The sequence below is a fragment of the Tunturibacter empetritectus genome (assembly GCF_040358985.1).
Taxonomy (GTDB): Bacteria; Acidobacteriota; Terriglobia; order Terriglobales; family Acidobacteriaceae; genus Edaphobacter; species Edaphobacter empetritectus.
Genome location: NZ_CP132932.1, coordinates 2,411,372 through 2,427,896 on the forward strand (window position 1 = coordinate 2,411,372; position 16,525 = coordinate 2,427,896).

16 protein-coding genes are annotated in these 16,525 nt (G+C 59.4%); 5 read left to right on the top strand and 11 right to left on the bottom strand.

All coding sequences use genetic code 11. The features are described 5' to 3' along the window. Positions 1 to 13: 13 nt before the first annotated feature. The 6 genes from RBB75_RS09910 to RBB75_RS09935 form a co-directional block, all read right to left on the bottom strand. On the bottom strand, positions 14 to 823 hold the full coding sequence (locus tag RBB75_RS09910) for a TlpA disulfide reductase family protein (RefSeq protein WP_353070322.1): 810 nt from the start codon (positions 821 to 823) through the stop codon (positions 14 to 16). A 346-nt stretch (positions 824 to 1,169) separates the two neighbouring features. Next, positions 1,170 to 1,553 carry a cell division protein ZapA gene (locus RBB75_RS09915; protein ID WP_179640711.1) on the bottom strand — a complete coding sequence of 128 codons (384 nt, stop codon included), beginning with the start codon at positions 1,551 to 1,553 and terminating at the stop codon, positions 1,170 to 1,172. 16 nt (positions 1,554 to 1,569) lie between these two features. Continuing rightward, positions 1,570 to 1,827 carry a hypothetical protein gene (locus RBB75_RS09920; protein ID WP_179640712.1) on the bottom strand — a complete coding sequence of 86 codons (258 nt, stop codon included), beginning with the start codon at positions 1,825 to 1,827 and terminating at the stop codon, positions 1,570 to 1,572. A 300-nt stretch (positions 1,828 to 2,127) separates the two neighbouring features. Next, entirely contained in the window at positions 2,128 to 2,454 is a 327-nt protein-coding gene (locus RBB75_RS09925) for a hypothetical protein (protein WP_353070323.1), read from the bottom strand. Positions 2,455 to 2,495: 41 nt separating this feature from the next. Next, on the bottom strand, positions 2,496 to 5,063 hold the full coding sequence (locus RBB75_RS09930; RefSeq protein WP_353070324.1) for a phenylalanine--tRNA ligase subunit beta: 2,568 nt from the start codon (positions 5,061 to 5,063) through the stop codon (positions 2,496 to 2,498). A gap of 12 nt (positions 5,064 to 5,075) precedes the next feature. Continuing rightward, positions 5,076 to 5,540, bottom strand: coding sequence for a hypothetical protein (locus RBB75_RS09935; protein ID WP_353070325.1), 465 nt, complete (start codon positions 5,538 to 5,540; stop codon positions 5,076 to 5,078). A gap of 132 nt (positions 5,541 to 5,672) precedes the next feature. Here RBB75_RS09935 and RBB75_RS09940 point away from each other — a divergent pair, with 132 nt between their 5' ends. From RBB75_RS09940 to RBB75_RS09950, 3 genes are all read left to right on the top strand, one after another. Beyond that, a complete protein-coding gene (locus RBB75_RS09940; protein ID WP_353070326.1) occupies positions 5,673 to 6,101 on the top strand; it encodes a hypothetical protein in 429 nt (142 codons plus the stop codon). Position 6,102: 1 nt separating this feature from the next. Then, complete coding sequence (locus RBB75_RS09945) at positions 6,103 to 6,366, top strand: hypothetical protein (protein ID WP_353070327.1); 264 nt, start codon at positions 6,103 to 6,105, stop codon at positions 6,364 to 6,366. Between the two features lie 106 nt (positions 6,367 to 6,472). Continuing rightward, positions 6,473 to 7,453 carry an alpha/beta hydrolase gene (locus RBB75_RS09950; RefSeq protein WP_353070328.1) on the top strand — a complete coding sequence of 327 codons (981 nt, stop codon included), beginning with the start codon at positions 6,473 to 6,475 and terminating at the stop codon, positions 7,451 to 7,453. A gap of 50 nt (positions 7,454 to 7,503) precedes the next feature. On the opposite strand, the gene RBB75_RS09955 is transcribed toward RBB75_RS09950, so the two are convergent. After that, complete coding sequence (locus RBB75_RS09955) at positions 7,504 to 8,727, bottom strand: acyltransferase family protein (RefSeq protein ID WP_353070329.1); 1,224 nt, start codon at positions 8,725 to 8,727, stop codon at positions 7,504 to 7,506. Positions 8,728 to 9,101: 374 nt separating this feature from the next. Between RBB75_RS09955 and RBB75_RS09960 the strand changes: the two genes are divergently transcribed. Beyond that, entirely contained in the window at positions 9,102 to 9,458 is a 357-nt protein-coding gene (locus RBB75_RS09960) for a phage holin family protein (protein WP_179636420.1), read from the top strand. A 26-nt stretch (positions 9,459 to 9,484) separates the two neighbouring features. Continuing rightward, the gene (locus tag RBB75_RS09965; RefSeq protein WP_179636421.1) at positions 9,485 to 10,246 is read left to right on the top strand and encodes a hypothetical protein; all 762 of its coding nucleotides are present in this window, start codon (positions 9,485 to 9,487) and stop codon (positions 10,244 to 10,246) included. Positions 10,247 to 10,377: 131 nt separating this feature from the next. Here RBB75_RS09965 and RBB75_RS09970 read toward each other — a convergent pair whose 3' ends face one another. From RBB75_RS09970 to RBB75_RS09985, 4 genes are all read right to left on the bottom strand, one after another. Further along, complete coding sequence (locus RBB75_RS09970) at positions 10,378 to 11,862, bottom strand: outer membrane beta-barrel protein (protein WP_353070330.1); 1,485 nt, start codon at positions 11,860 to 11,862, stop codon at positions 10,378 to 10,380. 221 nt (positions 11,863 to 12,083) lie between these two features. Continuing rightward, positions 12,084 to 13,268 (bottom strand): phenylalanine--tRNA ligase subunit alpha, encoded by a 1,185-nt coding sequence (pheS, locus tag RBB75_RS09975; RefSeq protein ID WP_353070331.1) that lies wholly within the window; start codon positions 13,266 to 13,268, stop codon positions 12,084 to 12,086. Positions 13,269 to 13,390: 122 nt separating this feature from the next. Next, complete coding sequence (locus tag RBB75_RS09980) at positions 13,391 to 14,641, bottom strand: heme-binding protein (protein ID WP_353070332.1); 1,251 nt, start codon at positions 14,639 to 14,641, stop codon at positions 13,391 to 13,393. Between the two features lie 388 nt (positions 14,642 to 15,029). Beyond that, positions 15,030 to 16,523, bottom strand: coding sequence for a UbiA family prenyltransferase (locus RBB75_RS09985; RefSeq protein WP_179636425.1), 1,494 nt, complete (start codon positions 16,521 to 16,523; stop codon positions 15,030 to 15,032). Positions 16,524 to 16,525: the final 2 nt, after the last annotated feature.

The following is a 16,525-nucleotide window of genomic DNA, read 5'->3' on the forward strand; positions in this document are numbered from 1 at the left end:
AAACCGCTTAACTCTAGTTTCCCGAGTGGCTTGCGGGTTGTGGCTGCGGAATCGATTTCGCGCGGGCGATGAGTTTTTTGAGTTTTCCTTCGACATCTGAGCCGGAGCCAAGCATTTCGGCGGTGAGGACGCCGTCTGAGTCGATGGTGAAGTAGTGAGGGATGGCTTCGACGCCGAATTCTTTGCTGAGAGAGTGGTCGGCGTCGCGATACTGGACCCAGGTCATCTCATTCTTGTTGATGAAGTTCTTCCACTTGGTCTCGTCGGAGTCCCAGCTGACGCTGATGATGACCAGCGGCTGACCGGTGAACTCTTTTGCGATCTTCTTGACGTGCGGAAGCTCTTCGTTGCAGGGGCCGCACCAGGTTGCCCAGAAGTCGATGAGAACGACGCGGCCGCCCATGGCGTCGAGGTTGAATTTGGAGCCGTCGAGCGCGGTGACCTCGAAGGCAGGGGCCATCTTGTGGAGGACGAGAGCTGGGTCTTCGGCGAAGTGCTGGGCGCGGAGATAGCTGGGATCATTCGGGTTGATGCAGGCAAGGCAGCTTTTGAACTGATCTCGGGCGGCGTCCATGTTGCCGAGATAGGCGAGTACTTTGCCATCAAGGTAAAACGCGGGGGCACTCTTCGGGTTATCGGCGATGGCGGCTTTCAGGGCGGAGTCGGCGGCGTGCATCTGGTCGGGTTTGTGTTTGTCGCCAGCTTGGAGAATGAGGGCGTAGCCGCGATTGACCTCGGCACGAGACTTCGTCTCTGGTGTGGTCGCGAGGGCTTCGAGGGAAGAGGCGGTAGCGACGGCGTCTTTGTAGCTGCCAGTTTTCAACTGTAGCGAGAAGATTTCGTTGAGGGTGTCGGCGTCTTTTCCGTCTGCAATTTTGTTGGCTTTTTTGTAGGCGTCAAGCGCGAAGGAGAGCTGCCGGTGCTGCGCGAGTTGTTTGCCTTCGGCGATCGCAGACTGGAACTTTGGATTTGATTTGTAGTCTGCGGAGAGTTATTCGCCTAGAACAGGCAGAGAGAGGAAGCTGACAAAGAGAATAGTGACAGGAAACATGCATCTGCGCATCGAAGGGCTCCGGAACGATGATGGTGGCGCACCGATCATTACAGGCCAAGGTCTTGCGCTCAAGTTAAAAACACGGAGGGAGCCGGATCATACGACGTTGCGCTGATCAGCCGACTTTGCGGTCTTCGAGGAGTTCGTCGAGGAGGTGGGATAGGTTGCCGGCACGGGAGCGGAGAGATTGCTGGGAGTTCTGGAGGCTGCCGGCTAGGTTGTCGCTGCGGTCGCGGGCGCAGCAGAGCTCATCGGCGATGTTGAGGGCGGCGAGGACGGCTACGCGGAGCGAGTCGACGGTGTTGCCGTGGGCGGAGACGGCGCGCATCTTGGCGTCGACCATGGCGGCAAGACGTTCTATGTAGACGGGGTCGGTGCCGCGGAGGTGATAGATCTGGTCGTAGATTTCGACGGCGATGGACTGGCTCTGCGCGGGCTCAGGGGTGGGTGATTGACTGGCCTGGGCTTCGCGTGTCTGAGCTTCGAGAGTCTGGTTCATCGGGTCTCCTTGGGGGTTAGAGGAGTTCGTCCATCTGCTGGAGCATCTTTTCGACGCGCTGGCGGACGGCTTCACGCTCTTTGGTGAGGGTGGTGAGCTCGGATTCGACCATGGTGGAGAGGGTTTGCTGCTCAGCTAGCTGAGCGCGGAGGGTGGCTACTTCGGCTTCGGCGGTGGCGCGGGCTTCGCGTTCGCGCTTGACGACTTCTACGGCGCGAAGGACTTTTTGTTCGAGGGCCTGGAATTCATCGATGCTGATTGAGGAGGTGCTCATATTGTCTTCAGTATAGACGGCGGAGACGAGGATATTTGCTGGGGAAAAACGGGGTGGAATCTATTTGGGTGCGGATTTTTTACGGGTTATTTTCTGGTTGTGGTGTAGTGGCTGTTTTTCAAGGGGGTTTTTGCGATTTTAGGTGGTTTTGATGTGGTGAATGTGTGGTGTGAGTGTGGTGATTTGTGTGGCTGAGTGTGGTTCCTTGCCGTCATGTTTTCGGCTTCGAAAAATGTGACAGGGTTTTGGGATTTATTTTTTGGCTAACTCAGATTCCGCTCAAGTGCCCGTGTCGCTACGTCACGAACATGCAAAGGGGCCGCACATTGCGCCTAAAGTCATCATCGCGTAAAGGAGTGCTCCGGCATTGGCGGCAAGTCCAACCCGGCGACCCCAGCCCGATCCGAATAGCGAAACGACAAGCAAAGCCAGGGAGCCGTAAAAACTGACACTCCAGAGCATATTCAATTCGCGCGCATGCTGAAGCCGCTCTTGAACGTGAATATCGATGAGGGGTGCAGCATATCGCTCATAGATGAGGAGGGCGACACTGAACGGGAGAAAGCCTAGCGCGCTGCATGCGATGCCGATCCTGCGTCTCCAGACAGGAAAGTTTGCGTTCCTCATGCCCGAGATCCTCTCACGACTCGACCTCGCTCCGGTGACAATTATTTTGCGGCTTCGTTTGCGCCGTCGCGGATGGTGCCTCCTAGGGTGGTGAGGGCGGCTATGATGCGGGTCCACCAGTCGGTCAGCTCGTCTTCGCGGAGGGTGCGGTCGTTGGACTGGAAGACCGTACGGAGGAGGAGCGAGTAGACGCCGGGGTACTTCTTTGCGTCGCGCCAGACTTCGATGGGCTTGAGGCTTTGCAGTTCAGGGATGGCGAGGGCTTGGATGGCATCGGAGACGGTTTGCCATTGGGTCGCGTCCGGGAAGACGAAGGAGAAGTCGCGCTCGACGGCCTGGTAGCGGGAGAGATCGTGGGCGGTGATTTTTTTGAGGGGGAGTTCGTAGAGGGCTGCGAGGTCTAGTTGCGCGAGGTAGAGGGGCTGGCGAAGCTTGCGGGTTTCTTTTTGCGTGTGGACTAGTTCGCCGAAGTGGGCAATGGGGCGGTTGTTCAGAAGAGCTGTTGCACTGCGGCCGGGTTGGAGCCATGCGGGAGCGGCCGCCGAGAAGGTGAGCGGCTGTACGGACGAGAGGCGGGGGTCTCTCCGCTCCGGCGGCAAAAGCGCCGCCTCCGGTCGAGATGACGACTCTTTCTCTGATGCTAGAACGCGGGGTGGAAATGCGTCCCTTGCCGCGTTCAGGTCGAAGAGGGAGAGGAGGGATTCGATGGCGCCCTTGAGCTCGAAGAAGGGGGCGTCGGCGGCGACTTGGAGTGGGGCCGTGGGTTGTGGCGAGGCGGTGGTGAGGCCGAGGGAGAGCTGCGGAATCTCGTGGACGTCGGAGATGAAGGCGCCGTCGGCTGGGATGGTGCCGGTGAAGATCTGGCCTTGCTCGAAAAGGCGGACCTCGCGGACGTCGCGGTTGAGGTTGTGAGCGAGCATGGTGACCATGCCGGGGACCAGCGAGGGGCGCAGGAGGGAGGCCTCTTCGGAGAGGGGATTCTCCATTGGGACCGGGATCGTTGCTGCGGTTGGGGAAGGCGGATCGCTGTCGCGATGGCCCACACGTGACGGTGAGGCTGCCACGTGTGGGGCACCCGGATTCGGACTCGAATTGGTGGCGATGTTTGAAGAAGACGGTTCACTTTGCGAATAACCCACCCTTTGCGATGAGACCGCAAAGGATGGGGCACCCAGTTCTTTGGCTTCTAGTTCTTTAGTTTCCGGTTCTTTGGCTTCCGGTTCTTTGACACTCGGTTCCTCGTCCGTTTTCTGGGCAGGACCTGTGGCCGCGTAGAAGAGGTCGGAGTCTTGCTGGGAGGCGAAGGTGCTGGAGATGGATTCGCTGAAGCCGAGGGCGAGGAGACGGGTGCGGACGGCGGCTTCCTTGGCTGCGGTTGGTTGGGTGAGGACTACGCCGGGTGCGGGGAGGGTGTTGGCGAAGCGGTTGTAGCCGTAGACGCGGGCTACCTCTTCGATGAGGTCGATCTCGCGCTCGAGGTCGAGACGCCAGCTGGGGAGTTTAGTGGAGTAGACGGCTTGATCGTCACGCAGACCGTGGAGGAGGAGCTCGCAGCCTAGCGAGGTGAGGTACTGGGCGACGATCTCGGAGGTGATGCCCTGGGGGTCGATGGTGGTGCCGAGGTGGCGCTGAACTTGTTTGACGGAGAGCTCGATGGGTGGGCGGTGGGCGGTGCGTGCCGCTACCTCGGGATCGATCAGGTCTATGAGTTCGCCTTCGGGCTTGCCGTTTTGTTGGCTTGCGCCGCCGCCGCTTTGGGCAACTCCACTGTTCAGGATGAGCTGGGTGACGAGGGCGTTGGCGATAGGGGGGGCGTTGAAGTCTGCTCCACGCTCGAAGCGGTGGGAGGCGTCGGTGTGGAGGCCGTGGCGGCGCCCACTGCGGCGGACGGTGGCTGGGTCGAACCAGGCGGCTTCGACGAGGATGTTTTTTGTCTCGGGGGTGATCATGGAGTCCCAGCCGCCCATGACTCCGGCTAGTGCGAGAGCTTTGACTTCGTCGGCTACTACGAGGTCGTCGGCTTCGAGGGTGCGGTCGGTTCCGTCGAGGAGTTTTAACTTCTCCCCTTTGTGGGCGAGGCGGACGACGATGCCGCCTGCGATCTTGTCGAGATCGAGAGCGTGGGTGGGATGGCCCATGCCGAGGAGGACGAAGTTAGAGGCGTCGACGGCGTTTGAGATCTGCTTCTGGCCGAGGAGGGTGAAGTACTCGGCTACATGGGCGGAGCTGGGGGCGATGGTGACGTTGCGGATGACCTGCGCGGTGAAACGGCCGCAGAGGCCTTTGGCTTCGGGGGCGATGCGGACGGAGAAGGGTGCGTCGACGAGGGTGCCGATGGGGAGTTTGGGGTTGAGGGGGGCCAGCGGCAGGTTGTAGATGGTGGCGGCCTCGCGGGCGATGCCGTAATGGTTCATGGCGTCGACGCGGTTGGTGGTGATGTCCATCTCGAAGAGAGAATTGTGGCTAACCGACCGACCTGCCACTTTTGTATCAATGAAATAAAGCCCTTCAACAGCAATGCCACGGAGGGTGAGGTCTTCGGCGAGTTGGTGATCATCGACCGGAATGTTTGGGACGTATGTGCGGAGCCAGCTGGTAAGAATCTTCATGATGTACGGCTTTTAGTCTAACTGTTTTGGCTTATGCAGACTGATGGGCCAGAAACGCTTGCGCACTTTTTCGATGTGCATCTCGGGGTCGCAGATCACGAGCGGCTTTGCGTAAATTATGACGTGCTGATAGTCAGTCCGCTCCACCGGGCGAAGATCTGCGTCATCTTGCTGGATGACATAACGAATGACCATGGGACACGTTCGCGGCCCACCGTACGCATTTACTCGAAGGCCATTCACATAGAGAGAGGCTGGAGCCCGAAGCATCTTCGGACCACTGAGAAGTTCGATATTTTCGACTTCGCCACTTTGCTTGAAAGAGACCAAGAAGATAACCGTTCCACCCACATGCGCGGCCTTCGCGATGGGCGGGTAGAGCAGCGGGGTCGTTTCTGTGATCGTAGTGAGACCACAGGGTGGTTGCTGAGCAAAGCTTGTTGCTGAGAGGGCAAGCAGTAGAAAGATTTTCTTCATGTTGGAAGGCTTTCAGTCTAACTGCTCATGCTGATGAGGTTGGAGCAAACCAACGAAAACCATGCTGCCAGTGGGAAGAGACGCATAAAAAAAGCTCCTACTTTGGGTCAAAGTGGGAGCACAATGACGTGCATGAGAACACTCACGCTGAAGACGCTGCCGTGGAAGGGGCTGCTAGTGTGGGGGATCTTTGGTTTTGCGTTTGCGATGATTCCGCTCGTCTTTGCCCTGACGGGGGATGACCTGGGCGAAACGGCCCGGGGGTTTAGAGAAGCGATCGAACGCGGAGATGTCTACCTGATCTGTGTGGCCCTGGTTGGGGACAGTCTGGGACGATTCGTGATGATCCGCAAGAAGACGATCTGGGACATATTGACGGTTGGCATTGTGATCGCATACACCGTCATGGTTTCGTTTGAGTTTGGGGTGATCAGCACGATGCTCCATAGCGAGACGACGAAGGCGATGATTCCTAACGGCCTAGTTCAGATGCACAGCTGGTACTACGGGATTGGGGTATTGATTCTTGGGTGCGCGGCCGTAATAAGGACGGCGGAGTGAGATGACGTGGATCGATTTCAAGTCGGGGTTCGCGCTGGTGGGGGCGCTGGTTGTGCTGGCGGGAAGCCTTGATTCGCGGATGAGAGAGCGGAAGGAGGAGCCTGAGGATCCGGAGAGTCCGCGAGAGCAGCCGAAGCCTGAGACGCCTCGTGATAATGGCGAGCCCCAGGCGACATGGGTTCCTAAGGCTGATGACATGAAGACAGTGCAGGAGGTTAAGACCTCAAAGCTCCTTGACGTGTCACATGGACGGAATCCCAAGTAGGCCTTGACTGGTCGCTGGATTGACTGGTCAACGGATTGACCAGGATCTTCTCGTTGAAAAAATCCCTTTTACTTGTGCGATCTGATGATTCGCTTCTGGTGGTGGCTTGCCTGAAGAGAGTTATCCGCTGATGATGGCTGTGTGGTTTGGGGAGGCTTTGCGGATGCGGCGAGTTTTGTTCGGTTTGGTCGTGGTGTGTTTTTGTGGCGTGGGTTGGTCGCAATCTACGAGTTGGCCTGCGGGGCCTGAGCATGCGGTGGTGGCGCTGTGGCCGCAGGGGGCTCCGGGGGTGAAGACGGCGACGGGAGCGGAGGGGGAGACTTCGACGGCGGCCAGTCCGCTGATGGCGGGGAGATGGGTGGCGCGGGTGGGGAATGTGTCGGTGCCTACGCTGACGGTGTATGAGCCGAAGGGTGCGGGCGATGGGACTGGGGTGGTGGTGTTTCCGGGGGGCGCGTACAAGATTCTGGCGATGGACCTGGAGGGGACCGAGGTTTGCGATTGGCTGAACTCGCGGGGCGTGGCTTGTTTTCTGCTGAAGTATCGGGTGCCGGATACGGGGCCTTATCCGAAGTCGGACGAGGCGCTGGAGGATGCGCAGAGGGCGGTGGGGTTGGTGCGGGAGCATGCGGCGGAGTGGAAGGTGGATGCGAAGAAGATTGGGGTGCTGGGATTTTCTGCAGGCGGGCATCTGGCGGCGGCGTTGAGTACTCACTATGAGACGAGGCTATATCGGCGGGTGGATGCGGCGGATAAGTTGAGCTGCAGGCCGGACTTTGCGGTGGTGGTGTATCCGGGGTACCTGGCGGATGCGGAGAATGGGATGAAGTTCAGCGCGGATATTCCGGTGACCAAGGACACGCCGCCTACGTTTCTGGTACAGGCGGAGGATGATACGGTGCATGTGGAGAATGCGGTGGAGTACTTTCTGGCGCTGAAGAGCGTGGGTGTTCCGACGGAGCTGCATGTGTATGCCGAGGGTGGGCATGGATATGGGCTGCGGCGGACGAAGCTTCCGGTGACGGGGTGGCCGGAGCTGGTGGATGTATGGATGAAGACGATTGGGGTGACGCCTAAGGTGCACTGAGCAGTGCGCCCGTTCTTTCGAAAACGCTGAACGGCGAAGGCGACTGGCGGTCAGCGTTGAAGAGCGGCGGGCTTCTGATTGGGGGATGGTTCGGAGAGAGAGAGAAGCTTTTTCTTGCCGAGGCGTTGGCCCTGGCGGATGAAAGGTTCCTCAACCCATGCGCAGAAGAGCCATGAGAGGGTGAGGGTTGCGATGAGGTAAATGGGAAATTGTCCCCAAGGAGAGAGCGCGTTGTGGAGCGAGAAGGTGAGTGCGAGAAGTACGGGGACGTGCATGAGATAGAGGCTGTAAGAGATTCTGCCGAGGAAGCGCGGGATGGCGGAGAGAAGAAAGCGTTGGACCGGTGATGCGTTGAGGCCCAGGACGATAAATCCGATCGCTCCTGCTGCTACAAGCCACTCGGCTGAGGTCATGGTCCAGGGACGGCGATAGTCCCACAGAAAGGGGATGCTGAGGTTGTAGAGGAGGAAAGAAGCGAGGCCGATGCCGATGCGAATGGCGATGGGCAAAGAACAGAATCGCGCTGAGATGGTTTTTAGATGCCTGGCCAGAAGAATTCCGAAGATGAAGAAGGCGGTGTAGTGAACGGTTCTCAAGAGGCCGGTGGCCTGGTCTGTTTGGGGATACAGGCGAAGCACAACAAACTCGGTGAGCGATAGAGCGACTGCGAGGAGGAGAGCGATGCGGGTTCGCACTCGAAGGATGAGGAGGGCGAGGAAGGGAAAGAAGATGGAGATTCGCATCTCAACGATAAGCGACCAGATAACGAAGTTGAACTGCTGCCAGTTGTAGAAGCCGAGGAAGGCGATGTGCTGGAGGACGAGGGTCCAACGGACGGGCTCGGACCAGAAGGCTGAGGCCCATTTACCGTGCCCGAGGTTGCCGTGCCACTTTGCGGCGCCGGCGACGGAGAGGGCCAGCGCGGCGAGATAGGGTCCGTAGATGCGAAGGATGCGGCGGGCGAGGAATATGGGATAGGGCTGGCCGCGGCCTAGAAGGTAGGGGAAGGACAGGACCAGGCCGCTGAGAATGAAGAAGAGCATGACGGCTTCGTGTCCGGCGTAGAGCGGATAGAAGAGCAGGGTGAGATGAAGCTGGTGCCAGAGGGGTCCGTGTGTGGGCCAGGGCCAGGCGGGCCACATGAGGATGAAGTGGTGAAAGACAACGACGAGGGAGGCCAAGCCGCGAAGCGAGTCGAGCTCACGCAGCCGAGGTTGCGGGTCGGCGCCAACTGCGGGCGTTAATGGCGTGCAGGTTGGTGAAGCGACGGCCACGGAGCTTTCCTCACGGTGCGCGAAGACAGATCGGCACAAAGACGGTGACGAAACTACAGTTGCTGGGGCCTGGGATCGAGGGAACGAGGGGAGAATACCATACGGCGGACGGCAAAAGATTGCGCAGCCCGCTTGTTTTGCTGACTCACAAATCTCTCGTCGCGCCTGGCTTGTGCGAAGTGGCGAGCGAGGTTCGCGCGTGATCAGCTATGACTGTGAGGCGGCGAAGTGAGTGTGTTTTCGAGCGGGGACTTCTTCGGAAGTTGTGGCGGAGGCAGGTGGGGTCGGATATGCTGATCGCTACTCCGGTATCAAATTTTGCTGAAGGTTTTTTGACCATTTTGCTTGATCATTTTTTAGACGAAAGGTAAACCATGCTTCGTTTGCTTTTGCACTGGATTTTGAATGCTGTGGCTCTGCTGGTGGTGGCGCACTTTGTTGAGGGCTTCGACGTGAGTAACTTCGTGTCGGCATTGATCGCGGTGGTGGTGATTGGGTTGTTCAACGCGACGCTCGGGTTGCTGCTGAAGATCATTACGCTGCCGCTGGGGATTCTGACGTTTGGGATCTTTTTTCTCGTGATCAATGCGGTGATTCTGTGGTTCTCGAGCAAGTTTGTGCCTGGGTTTGCGGTGACGACGTTCAAGGCGGCGTTTCTGGGGGCGCTGGCGTTGGCGGTGCTGCATTTACTGTTTGGATTCTTTGGTTCTGCGATGAAGAAACGGTCTTAGGCAGGGACAATTCTGGAGAGTAGCGTGTGAGGAATCCTTTGGACTATCCTTTGCTGATATTTGTAACTGCATTTGTGCTTTTGTGGTTTGCGGCCTGGGTGGGCGGACAGATCAGCCAGCGGCGGCGGGATTTGACCGATGAGCTGCGAACCGACTTTGGGGTGGTGCTGGCCGCTACGCTGACTCTGCTGGGGTTGATTATCGGGTTCAGCTTTTCAATGGCGACGGCGCGGTATGACCAGAGGAAGACTTCGGAGGAGGCCGAGGCCAATGCGATTGGGACCGAGTATGTGAGGGCGGATCTGCTGCCGGCGGCGGAGGGTGCCGAGGTGCGGGCGCTGCTGAGGCAGTATACGGATCTGCGGATTCGGTTTTACAGGACGCGGGATGCGTGGGAGCTTCGGCGGATCGATGCGGATACGACGCGGGTGCAGGGGGAGCTTTGGGCGGCGGCTTCGAAGCCTGCGATGGAGCAGCCTTCGCCGGTGATTGCGCTGGCAGTCGTCGGAATGAACGATGTGCTGAACTCGCAGGGGTACACGCAGGCGGCGTGGTGGAACCGGATTCCGGTGGCGGCTTGGGCGTTGATGTTTGCGATAGCGATCTTTTGCAATGGGCTGCTGGGGTATGGGGCTCGGCAGATGGAGCCGAGGCTGTTTATGGTGTTGCCGCTGGTGGTGGCGGTGGCGTTCTTTTTGATTGCGGATATTGATAGCCCGCGGGGTGGGGTGATTCGGGTGCATCCGCAGAATCTTGAGAGTTTGCGCGTTGGGTTGGGGGCGGAGTAGTTGCAAGCGTCAAAACAGCACGACACGGGGGTCTCTCCACTGCGCGACGGACGATGAGACTATCCGTTGCTTCGGTCGAGATGACGGATTTTGTTTTGGGGCGCGGGATACTGCAAGAACAGACAACCGTTTTAGAAGTGATAGGTGATGTCTCCGGCTGCGATGAATTGGGTCTTTTTGGTGCCAAGGTCGTAGGCAGGGAGATTGTAGGAGTGCTCTAGGCGAATCTCGGGGCGGAAGAGAACGGTGTTGCCGATCCAGTGGCCGTAGCTGATGAGGTGCTCGGAGTATTTGGTGGTGTAGCCGGTGCGCTGGCCCTTGATGTCGTCGACGAACTCGTTGCGGATGGAGAGATAGTTTTTGTGGTTGAACTCTTTCTCGGTGTAGTTGACGATGGCGGCTTCGGGGGCGAAGCAGGTGCGTTCGCCGAAGGAGCAGAAGGCGCCGTTGGAACCGATCTCGGGCTTGATGGGGTTGGTTACGTTGCCGGCGATGTTGGGCACGTCGCGCTGGTACATGTACCAGGCCTCGGTGTCGGTGTGCCAGGTGGCGTTGATCTTGTGGTACCAGGTCTCGTAGTAGCCCTGCAGGTTGTTGTAGGCGTACTTGCCGTCGTTGAAGGAGTTGGCGCAGGTGTAGAGGGCGTCGCCGCCTTTGTGCCAGGTGTAGTCGACGCAGGCGGTGCCGGTGGGCTTGACGTCCTTGGTCCAGGGAGCTACGTCGTTGCCTCCGGAGAATCCTGCCTGGACAAGCCAGTGGTCGGAGAGTTTGATGGAGGCGACGATGCCGGTCTGGGTGTAGGGGTCGATGGTGTAGAGGAGGGAGTGCGAGTAGGTGTAGTTGTTGGGGGCGAGCTGGGCTTCGATGTCGGGGAGCGAGATGTAGCGGCCCATGCGGATGTTCATGCCCTTGGCGACGTGGGGGATGTAGAGGTCGAAGTAGAACATGACGGGGTCGTAGCCGTACTCGTGGTTTTCAAGCAGGAGCTGCTGGGAGAATATGCCTTTTGAGGTGGTGTAGCGATAGTCCTGTCCCCAGAGCTGGGCGAAGCGGAAGCCGTAGTCAATGTGTTCGGTCTGGACGGTGTCGGGGAGGCGCTCGATAAAGAGGACCTGCTGGTCTGGCGTGATGCGGTTGGGATTGTAGTAGTAAGCTGCGGGTGAATTGGCGCTATCGCCTTTGTTGGAGGTGCTGATGTTGAAGCCTCCGTTGAGCCAGCCGTAGATTTTGGTGCGGGTTCGGTTCTGGTTGATGGCCTGCATGAGGGGATAGGTTTGGGTGTCTGGCGCGCCGAGGACGGGGGTTCCGCCTACGCTGTAGTCGCTGCTGGGGAAGGGGGTGGAGTCGAGCGGTGCTGGGTAACCTCGGCGGACGGGGTCGGGTCCGGCGGGCTGGGTTGGGTGCCAGTCTTCTTTGTAAGCGTCGATGAGAGCTGGGAAGAATGGCTTGGGAGCGTCTGGAGTCGGCGTTGCGGATGATGCTGGGCTTGACGTGGCGCTTTGAGCGTTGAGTTGAGCGTTGAGTTGAGCGTTGATTTGATCCTGGGCTATCGCGGGAGCAGAGAGCATGATCAAAAATGCATTTAGGAGTACGAGGCAGGCAGGCCATTCGCGCATGAAGGACTGCTGCCTCCCTGGAGCAGCAATCGTCTCATTTGAACTTTCAGGGCGTAAAGGTTTCGTTAGTTTGGCGTAAAGAACTCGTAAGGATGCGTGGGGTGATGCTGGTGTCCTGCCGGACGGGCCGCCTGCGCGGCGAGCGGTCACTTCGTGACTTGTATACCTTGTCTAGGGGATGCGGGGTTTGTGGTCCTCGCGTTGCTCGGGTTTGAGTTTGGCTAGGCGAATTGCTCGAGGAAGCGCATGTCGCCTGAGTAAAAGTGGCCTATGTCGGAGACGCCGTGGAGCATCATGGCGATGCGCTCGACGCCCATGCCGAAGGCGAAGCCGGTAATCTTTTCGGGGTTGTAGGTGTCGTCTGCAGGGTTTATTTTGCGGCGCTCGGCGATGACTGCGGCGAAGACGGCGGGGTCGACCATGCCGCAACCCAGGAGCTCGATCCAGCCGGAGTGTTTGCACTTGCGGCAGCCCTTGCCTCCGCAGAAGATGCAGGAGATTTGGACGTCGGCGCTGGGTTCGGTGAAGGGGAAGAAGCTGGGGAAGAAACGGGTTTTGACGTCGGAGCCGAAGAGGGCCTTCATGGCGTGGTCTAAAGTTCCTTTTAGATCCGAGAAAGTTATATTGGTGTCGACGCAGAGGCCCTCGATCTGATGGAAGATGGGGGAGTGGGTGGCGTCGGCGGCGTCGTTGCGGTGGACTTTGCCGGGGATGACGATGCGGATGGGTGGGGCCTGGGCGATCATGGTGCGGATCTGCACGGGGCTGGTGTGGGTGCGCATGAGGAGGCGATCGCGGCTGGGGCGGGATTGCTGGTTCGCGATGACGAGGGTGTCCTGCGTGTCGCGGGCGGGGTGATTTTCGGGGAAGTTGAGGGCTTCGAAGTTGTAGAAGTCGGACTCGACCTGAGGGCCGAGGTTAGTGCTGTAGCCGAGATGATGGAAGACAGATACGATCTCGTGCATCGTTTTGAGGAGCGGATGAGGGATGCCGGGGGCGCGGAGGGTACCGGGGAGGGTGATGTCAAGCGGGTGAGGATGCTTCTTCTTCTGGAGACTGGCTGCGATCGTTCCGCCTTGTGTGGCGTATTCGCTGACAAGTCCCGGTTCTGAGACGGGGACCTTCACCAGTCGTTCCGGAGACAACTGATATTCCACAAGTGCTTTAAGTTCGTTGAAGCGGATGCCGAGGGCTTTTTTGGCCTCGGGTGGGGCGGATTTTAACCAGGCTTCGCTGATGAGCTTGAGACGGCCTTGTTTGCGGCCTAGCCAGTGGAGGCGGAAGGCTTCGGGGTCGGCGGCTGTCTCAGCGGCAGTGGTGCGGACTTCCTCGCTGAGGGTAATGAAGGCGGCTTCGAGGGTAGGCTCTTCATAGCCGGACAGACTTGGGATGGTTTGTTCGCTCATGGCTTCAATCTAATAAGTTTACAGACTTGTTGGCTGGCGGAGAAACGCGGTTGTGGCATGGCAAGAACTCCCCACCCTCTGCGGTGAGGCCGCAAAGAGTGGGGCAGCTAGTTCGTTTGAGACTAGTTGAAAGATTTGGTGAGGGTGGCGACGGAGATGTGGGGCCAGCCAAGGATGACCGGTGATGTGCCTGGAGGAGGAGGGGGTGCGAGGAGAACTCCGAAGTTGAGAACGACCATCTGAGCGTACTGCAGCTGCATGAAGGTTGCCCGGTGGTGGTGTTTAACCTTCTCGATCCAGAAGGTGGCATAGACGGTGGCAGTGTCGGCGTTGGGGCCTTTAGGTCCGGTGGGCTCCCCGCCTTCGAGGAAGAGGATGTTTTCGATCCCGCCGGCGGCGTTGACCATATTGGCACTGACAGTTGGGCTGGCGGGCTTATTGGGTACGGTGAGAAACTGAATGTTGGCCTGGGTAGCGATGTTGAGGACCACACCTTCGAAGGTGTGACCCTGGTGGATCTGCTTTTCGATATGGGTTTGAAGGAGAATGATGGGATCGTTGATGACTTTCTGGATTGGAACGCCGTCGATTTTGGAGTTGGCCGTCCATGGGCAGTCGGGAGGGTTGGTGTTGTAGGGGGTGCGGGGGTTCTTGATGCCTTCGGGGATGGTGATGTCGTACTGGGTGAAGGGGGGAACGGGGCCGATGGGGGGCGGGACGTTGGCGGCTGTGTCCTTCTCGTTGGAGCCGGCTGCGTTGATGGCGGGGGCGGGAGCGATGGGGAAGGGAGTGCTGTTGAAGGAGGGAAATCGGGAGAAGGCATAGGGTTGGCCAGCAAGGGGTAGAGTGGGATTGCCGTTGAAACGCTCGGCGATTCCTTGCGCGAGCAGAGCGTTACCGTGGGGAATAGAGCCCATGCGGGCGATGATCTGGGTTTCGATGGGTGTGGTTTCGGTTGGGTAAGAGGTGGGCGGCTGCGTGATCCAGATGCCGGGCTCGATGTGCATGGCTCCGCCGGTGCAGGAGTCGGCGATTTTTTGCAGGTAGGTGAGGCCATGGAGCGTGATGTCCGGCTGACCGAAACCCCGGTTGGGGATGGGAGAGCCGATGGGGGTGACGGTGAGGATTTCGGTGGTGGTGTTGAGTTGAAGGTAGAGGTTGGCGTGGCCTTCCTGGTCGGGCCGCGCAATGAGGTTGAAGCCGGAACCGCAGCCCTGCCAGGTTCCGGCGAGGTCGGCCAGTAGGCCAAGATCAGCGAGAACGTTCTCGTTGTTGGGGCTGATGCGGATGGTGGGAACGCGCAAGCCTGCCTCGGCGATATTGCGTTCAGAAGGTGGAATTGGGCATTGTTTTTCGCGATTTTCTTCGGGCATGACAGTCGATTCCTTCCTTGGTTGAGATGTGGAGGGACAAGTGCGCCGTGGGACGCGTTAGCCGAGCGATAAAAGGGTCTTGGAAGGGGCCCGGGCCGGGAGAGATTTATTCAGCGGAAGCAGTATGGACTGAGCGTATCCGCGATACGGGAGGCCGACGGGAGATTACCCGGGAGCATACTCCGGCCAGAGCGGGATGCCAAGTGAATTCTGCGAGGCTGGAGGAGGGTGCCGGAGGTGGATGTGTGACGTGATCTGCTTGGCATGACTGTGACGTCTAGCGGATTCGTTCGACCACGTCGGTCGCGATAGAGCGGCTATCGGCTCCGCTTTGGGTGACAACTTCAATTCGGATTAGACATCTATCCGGAGCGGATGTGTCGATGCGCTAGAGGGCGGAGAGGACGATGAGGGCTACGAGGAGGCCCATGAAGAGGCTGCGGCGGTCGGTGATGGCGTAGACGACGGGGTCTTCGTTGAGCTGGCCGCGAGAGGCCAAGAGCCAGAGGCGCATGATCCAAAGGATAAGGACGGGAACGAGAAGCCAGAGTCGCCGGGTGTGGTGGTAGAGCTGGGCCGCTTCGAGGGTCGAGATGTAGAGGGTGAGGACGACGACGGAGGCGAAGCCGCTAGCGGAGCCGAAGCTGCGAAGTTGCTCGATGTCAGAGACGTGGTAGCCGCGGCCTCCGATGGTGGAGCCGCCGCGCTCACTGAGGTTTTCAAGCTCGGCGAAGCGTTTGACCAGAGCGAGCGAGAGAAAGAAGAAGATGCTGAAGCTGCCGAGCCAGGTGGATACGGGCACGCCCGAGGCAGCGGATCCGGCGATGATGCGAATGGTGTAGAGGCCGGAGAGGACGATAACGTCGACCAGGACGGAGCGCTTGAGACGCAGCGAATAGGCGAGTGTCGTAACGAGGTAGATGCCGAGCCACTCAAGGAAGTAATGAGGCTTGATGAGGGAGACGAGTTGAGGCGACAGGGCGGTGATGACGCGGGGCACTGACAGCGCCAGAACGAGAGAGGCGGCCAGCAAGAGGACGACAACGAAGACGCCGGAGAGGGCGGAGAGGTCGCCCGAGGCGAAGGGGCGGCGGCGCTTGCGCGGGTGCTGGCGGTCGGCTTCGAGGTCGAGCAGGTCGTTGACGATGTAGGTGGCGGAGGCGCAGAGGCCGAAGCTGAGAAAGGCGACTGCTGCTGCTGCGACGAGACCGGGTGCCCAGGCGTGGGCGAGGAGGAGGGGGAGGAAGATGAGGACGTTTTTCGCCCATTGGTGGAGGCGGATGGCTTTGGGCCACGCTTTGAGGGGGGAGACGGTCTCGTCGAAGGTGCGGGCGGGGGTAACGCGGGCTTTGCGGAGCGCGGCGCGGAGGGCGGGGGTGGGGTTGGCGACCATGGGCTCCCTGCAGCTTTCGAGCAAGGGGAGATCGGGCATGGCGTTGCCGATGTAGGTGAAGTTGTCGCCGAATTGGGAGCGGAAGGCGGCGAGCTTGTTTTTGCCGGCAAGGTTGAGCTGACCGTCGGAGGCGAGGACGCCGGTGAAGAGGCCGAGGTGGTCTGCGACGCGGCGAGCGGTGTCGGCGTCGGCTGCGGTGGCGAGGTAGATGGGGCGGCCGGTGGCGTGCTGCTGCTGAAGATATTGAAGGAGTTCGCGGTTGTAGGGGAGGTGGGCGACGTCGAGCTGGACGGTGGCGGCGAGGTGGCGCTTGAGAGCAGCTTTGCCCTGGAGGAGCCAGGAGGGGATTTTAAGGAGTGCAGCCGGATGGTGGCGGGCGACGGCGAGTGCGGAGTCGTGCAAGGTGTCGGACTTGACGAGGGTACCGTCGAGGTCGACACAGAGGATGGGGAGCGCGGCGGTGTCGATTTGTGAGGCCGTGAGAGACAAAA

Bases quoted from the DNA above. Each gene is read 5' to 3' on its own strand.
- RBB75_RS09915 (WP_179640711.1), bottom strand. From the start codon at position 1,553: ATGAACCAGACTCTCGAAGCTCAGACACGCGAAGCCCAGGCCAGTCAA.
- RBB75_RS09920 (WP_179640712.1), bottom strand. From the start codon at position 1,827: ATGAGCACCTCCTCAATCAGCATCGATGAATTCCAGGCCCTCGAACAA.
- RBB75_RS09925 (WP_353070323.1), bottom strand. From the start codon at position 2,454: ATGAGGAACGCAAACTTTCCTGTCTGGAGACGCAGGATCGGCATCGCA.
- RBB75_RS09930 (WP_353070324.1), bottom strand. From the start codon at position 5,063: ATGAAGATTCTTACCAGCTGGCTCCGCACATACGTCCCAAACATTCCG.
- RBB75_RS09935 (WP_353070325.1), bottom strand. From the start codon at position 5,540: ATGAAGAAAATCTTTCTACTGCTTGCCCTCTCAGCAACAAGCTTTGCT.
- RBB75_RS09940 (WP_353070326.1), top strand. From the start codon at position 5,673: ATGAGAACACTCACGCTGAAGACGCTGCCGTGGAAGGGGCTGCTAGTG.
- RBB75_RS09945 (WP_353070327.1), top strand. From the start codon at position 6,103: ATGACGTGGATCGATTTCAAGTCGGGGTTCGCGCTGGTGGGGGCGCTG.
- RBB75_RS09960 (WP_179636420.1), top strand. From the start codon at position 9,102: ATGCTTCGTTTGCTTTTGCACTGGATTTTGAATGCTGTGGCTCTGCTG.
- RBB75_RS09970 (WP_353070330.1), bottom strand. From the start codon at position 11,862: ATGCGCGAATGGCCTGCCTGCCTCGTACTCCTAAATGCATTTTTGATC.
- pheS (WP_353070331.1), bottom strand. From the start codon at position 13,268: ATGAGCGAACAAACCATCCCAAGTCTGTCCGGCTATGAAGAGCCTACC.
- RBB75_RS09980 (WP_353070332.1), bottom strand. From the start codon at position 14,641: ATGCCCGAAGAAAATCGCGAAAAACAATGCCCAATTCCACCTTCTGAA.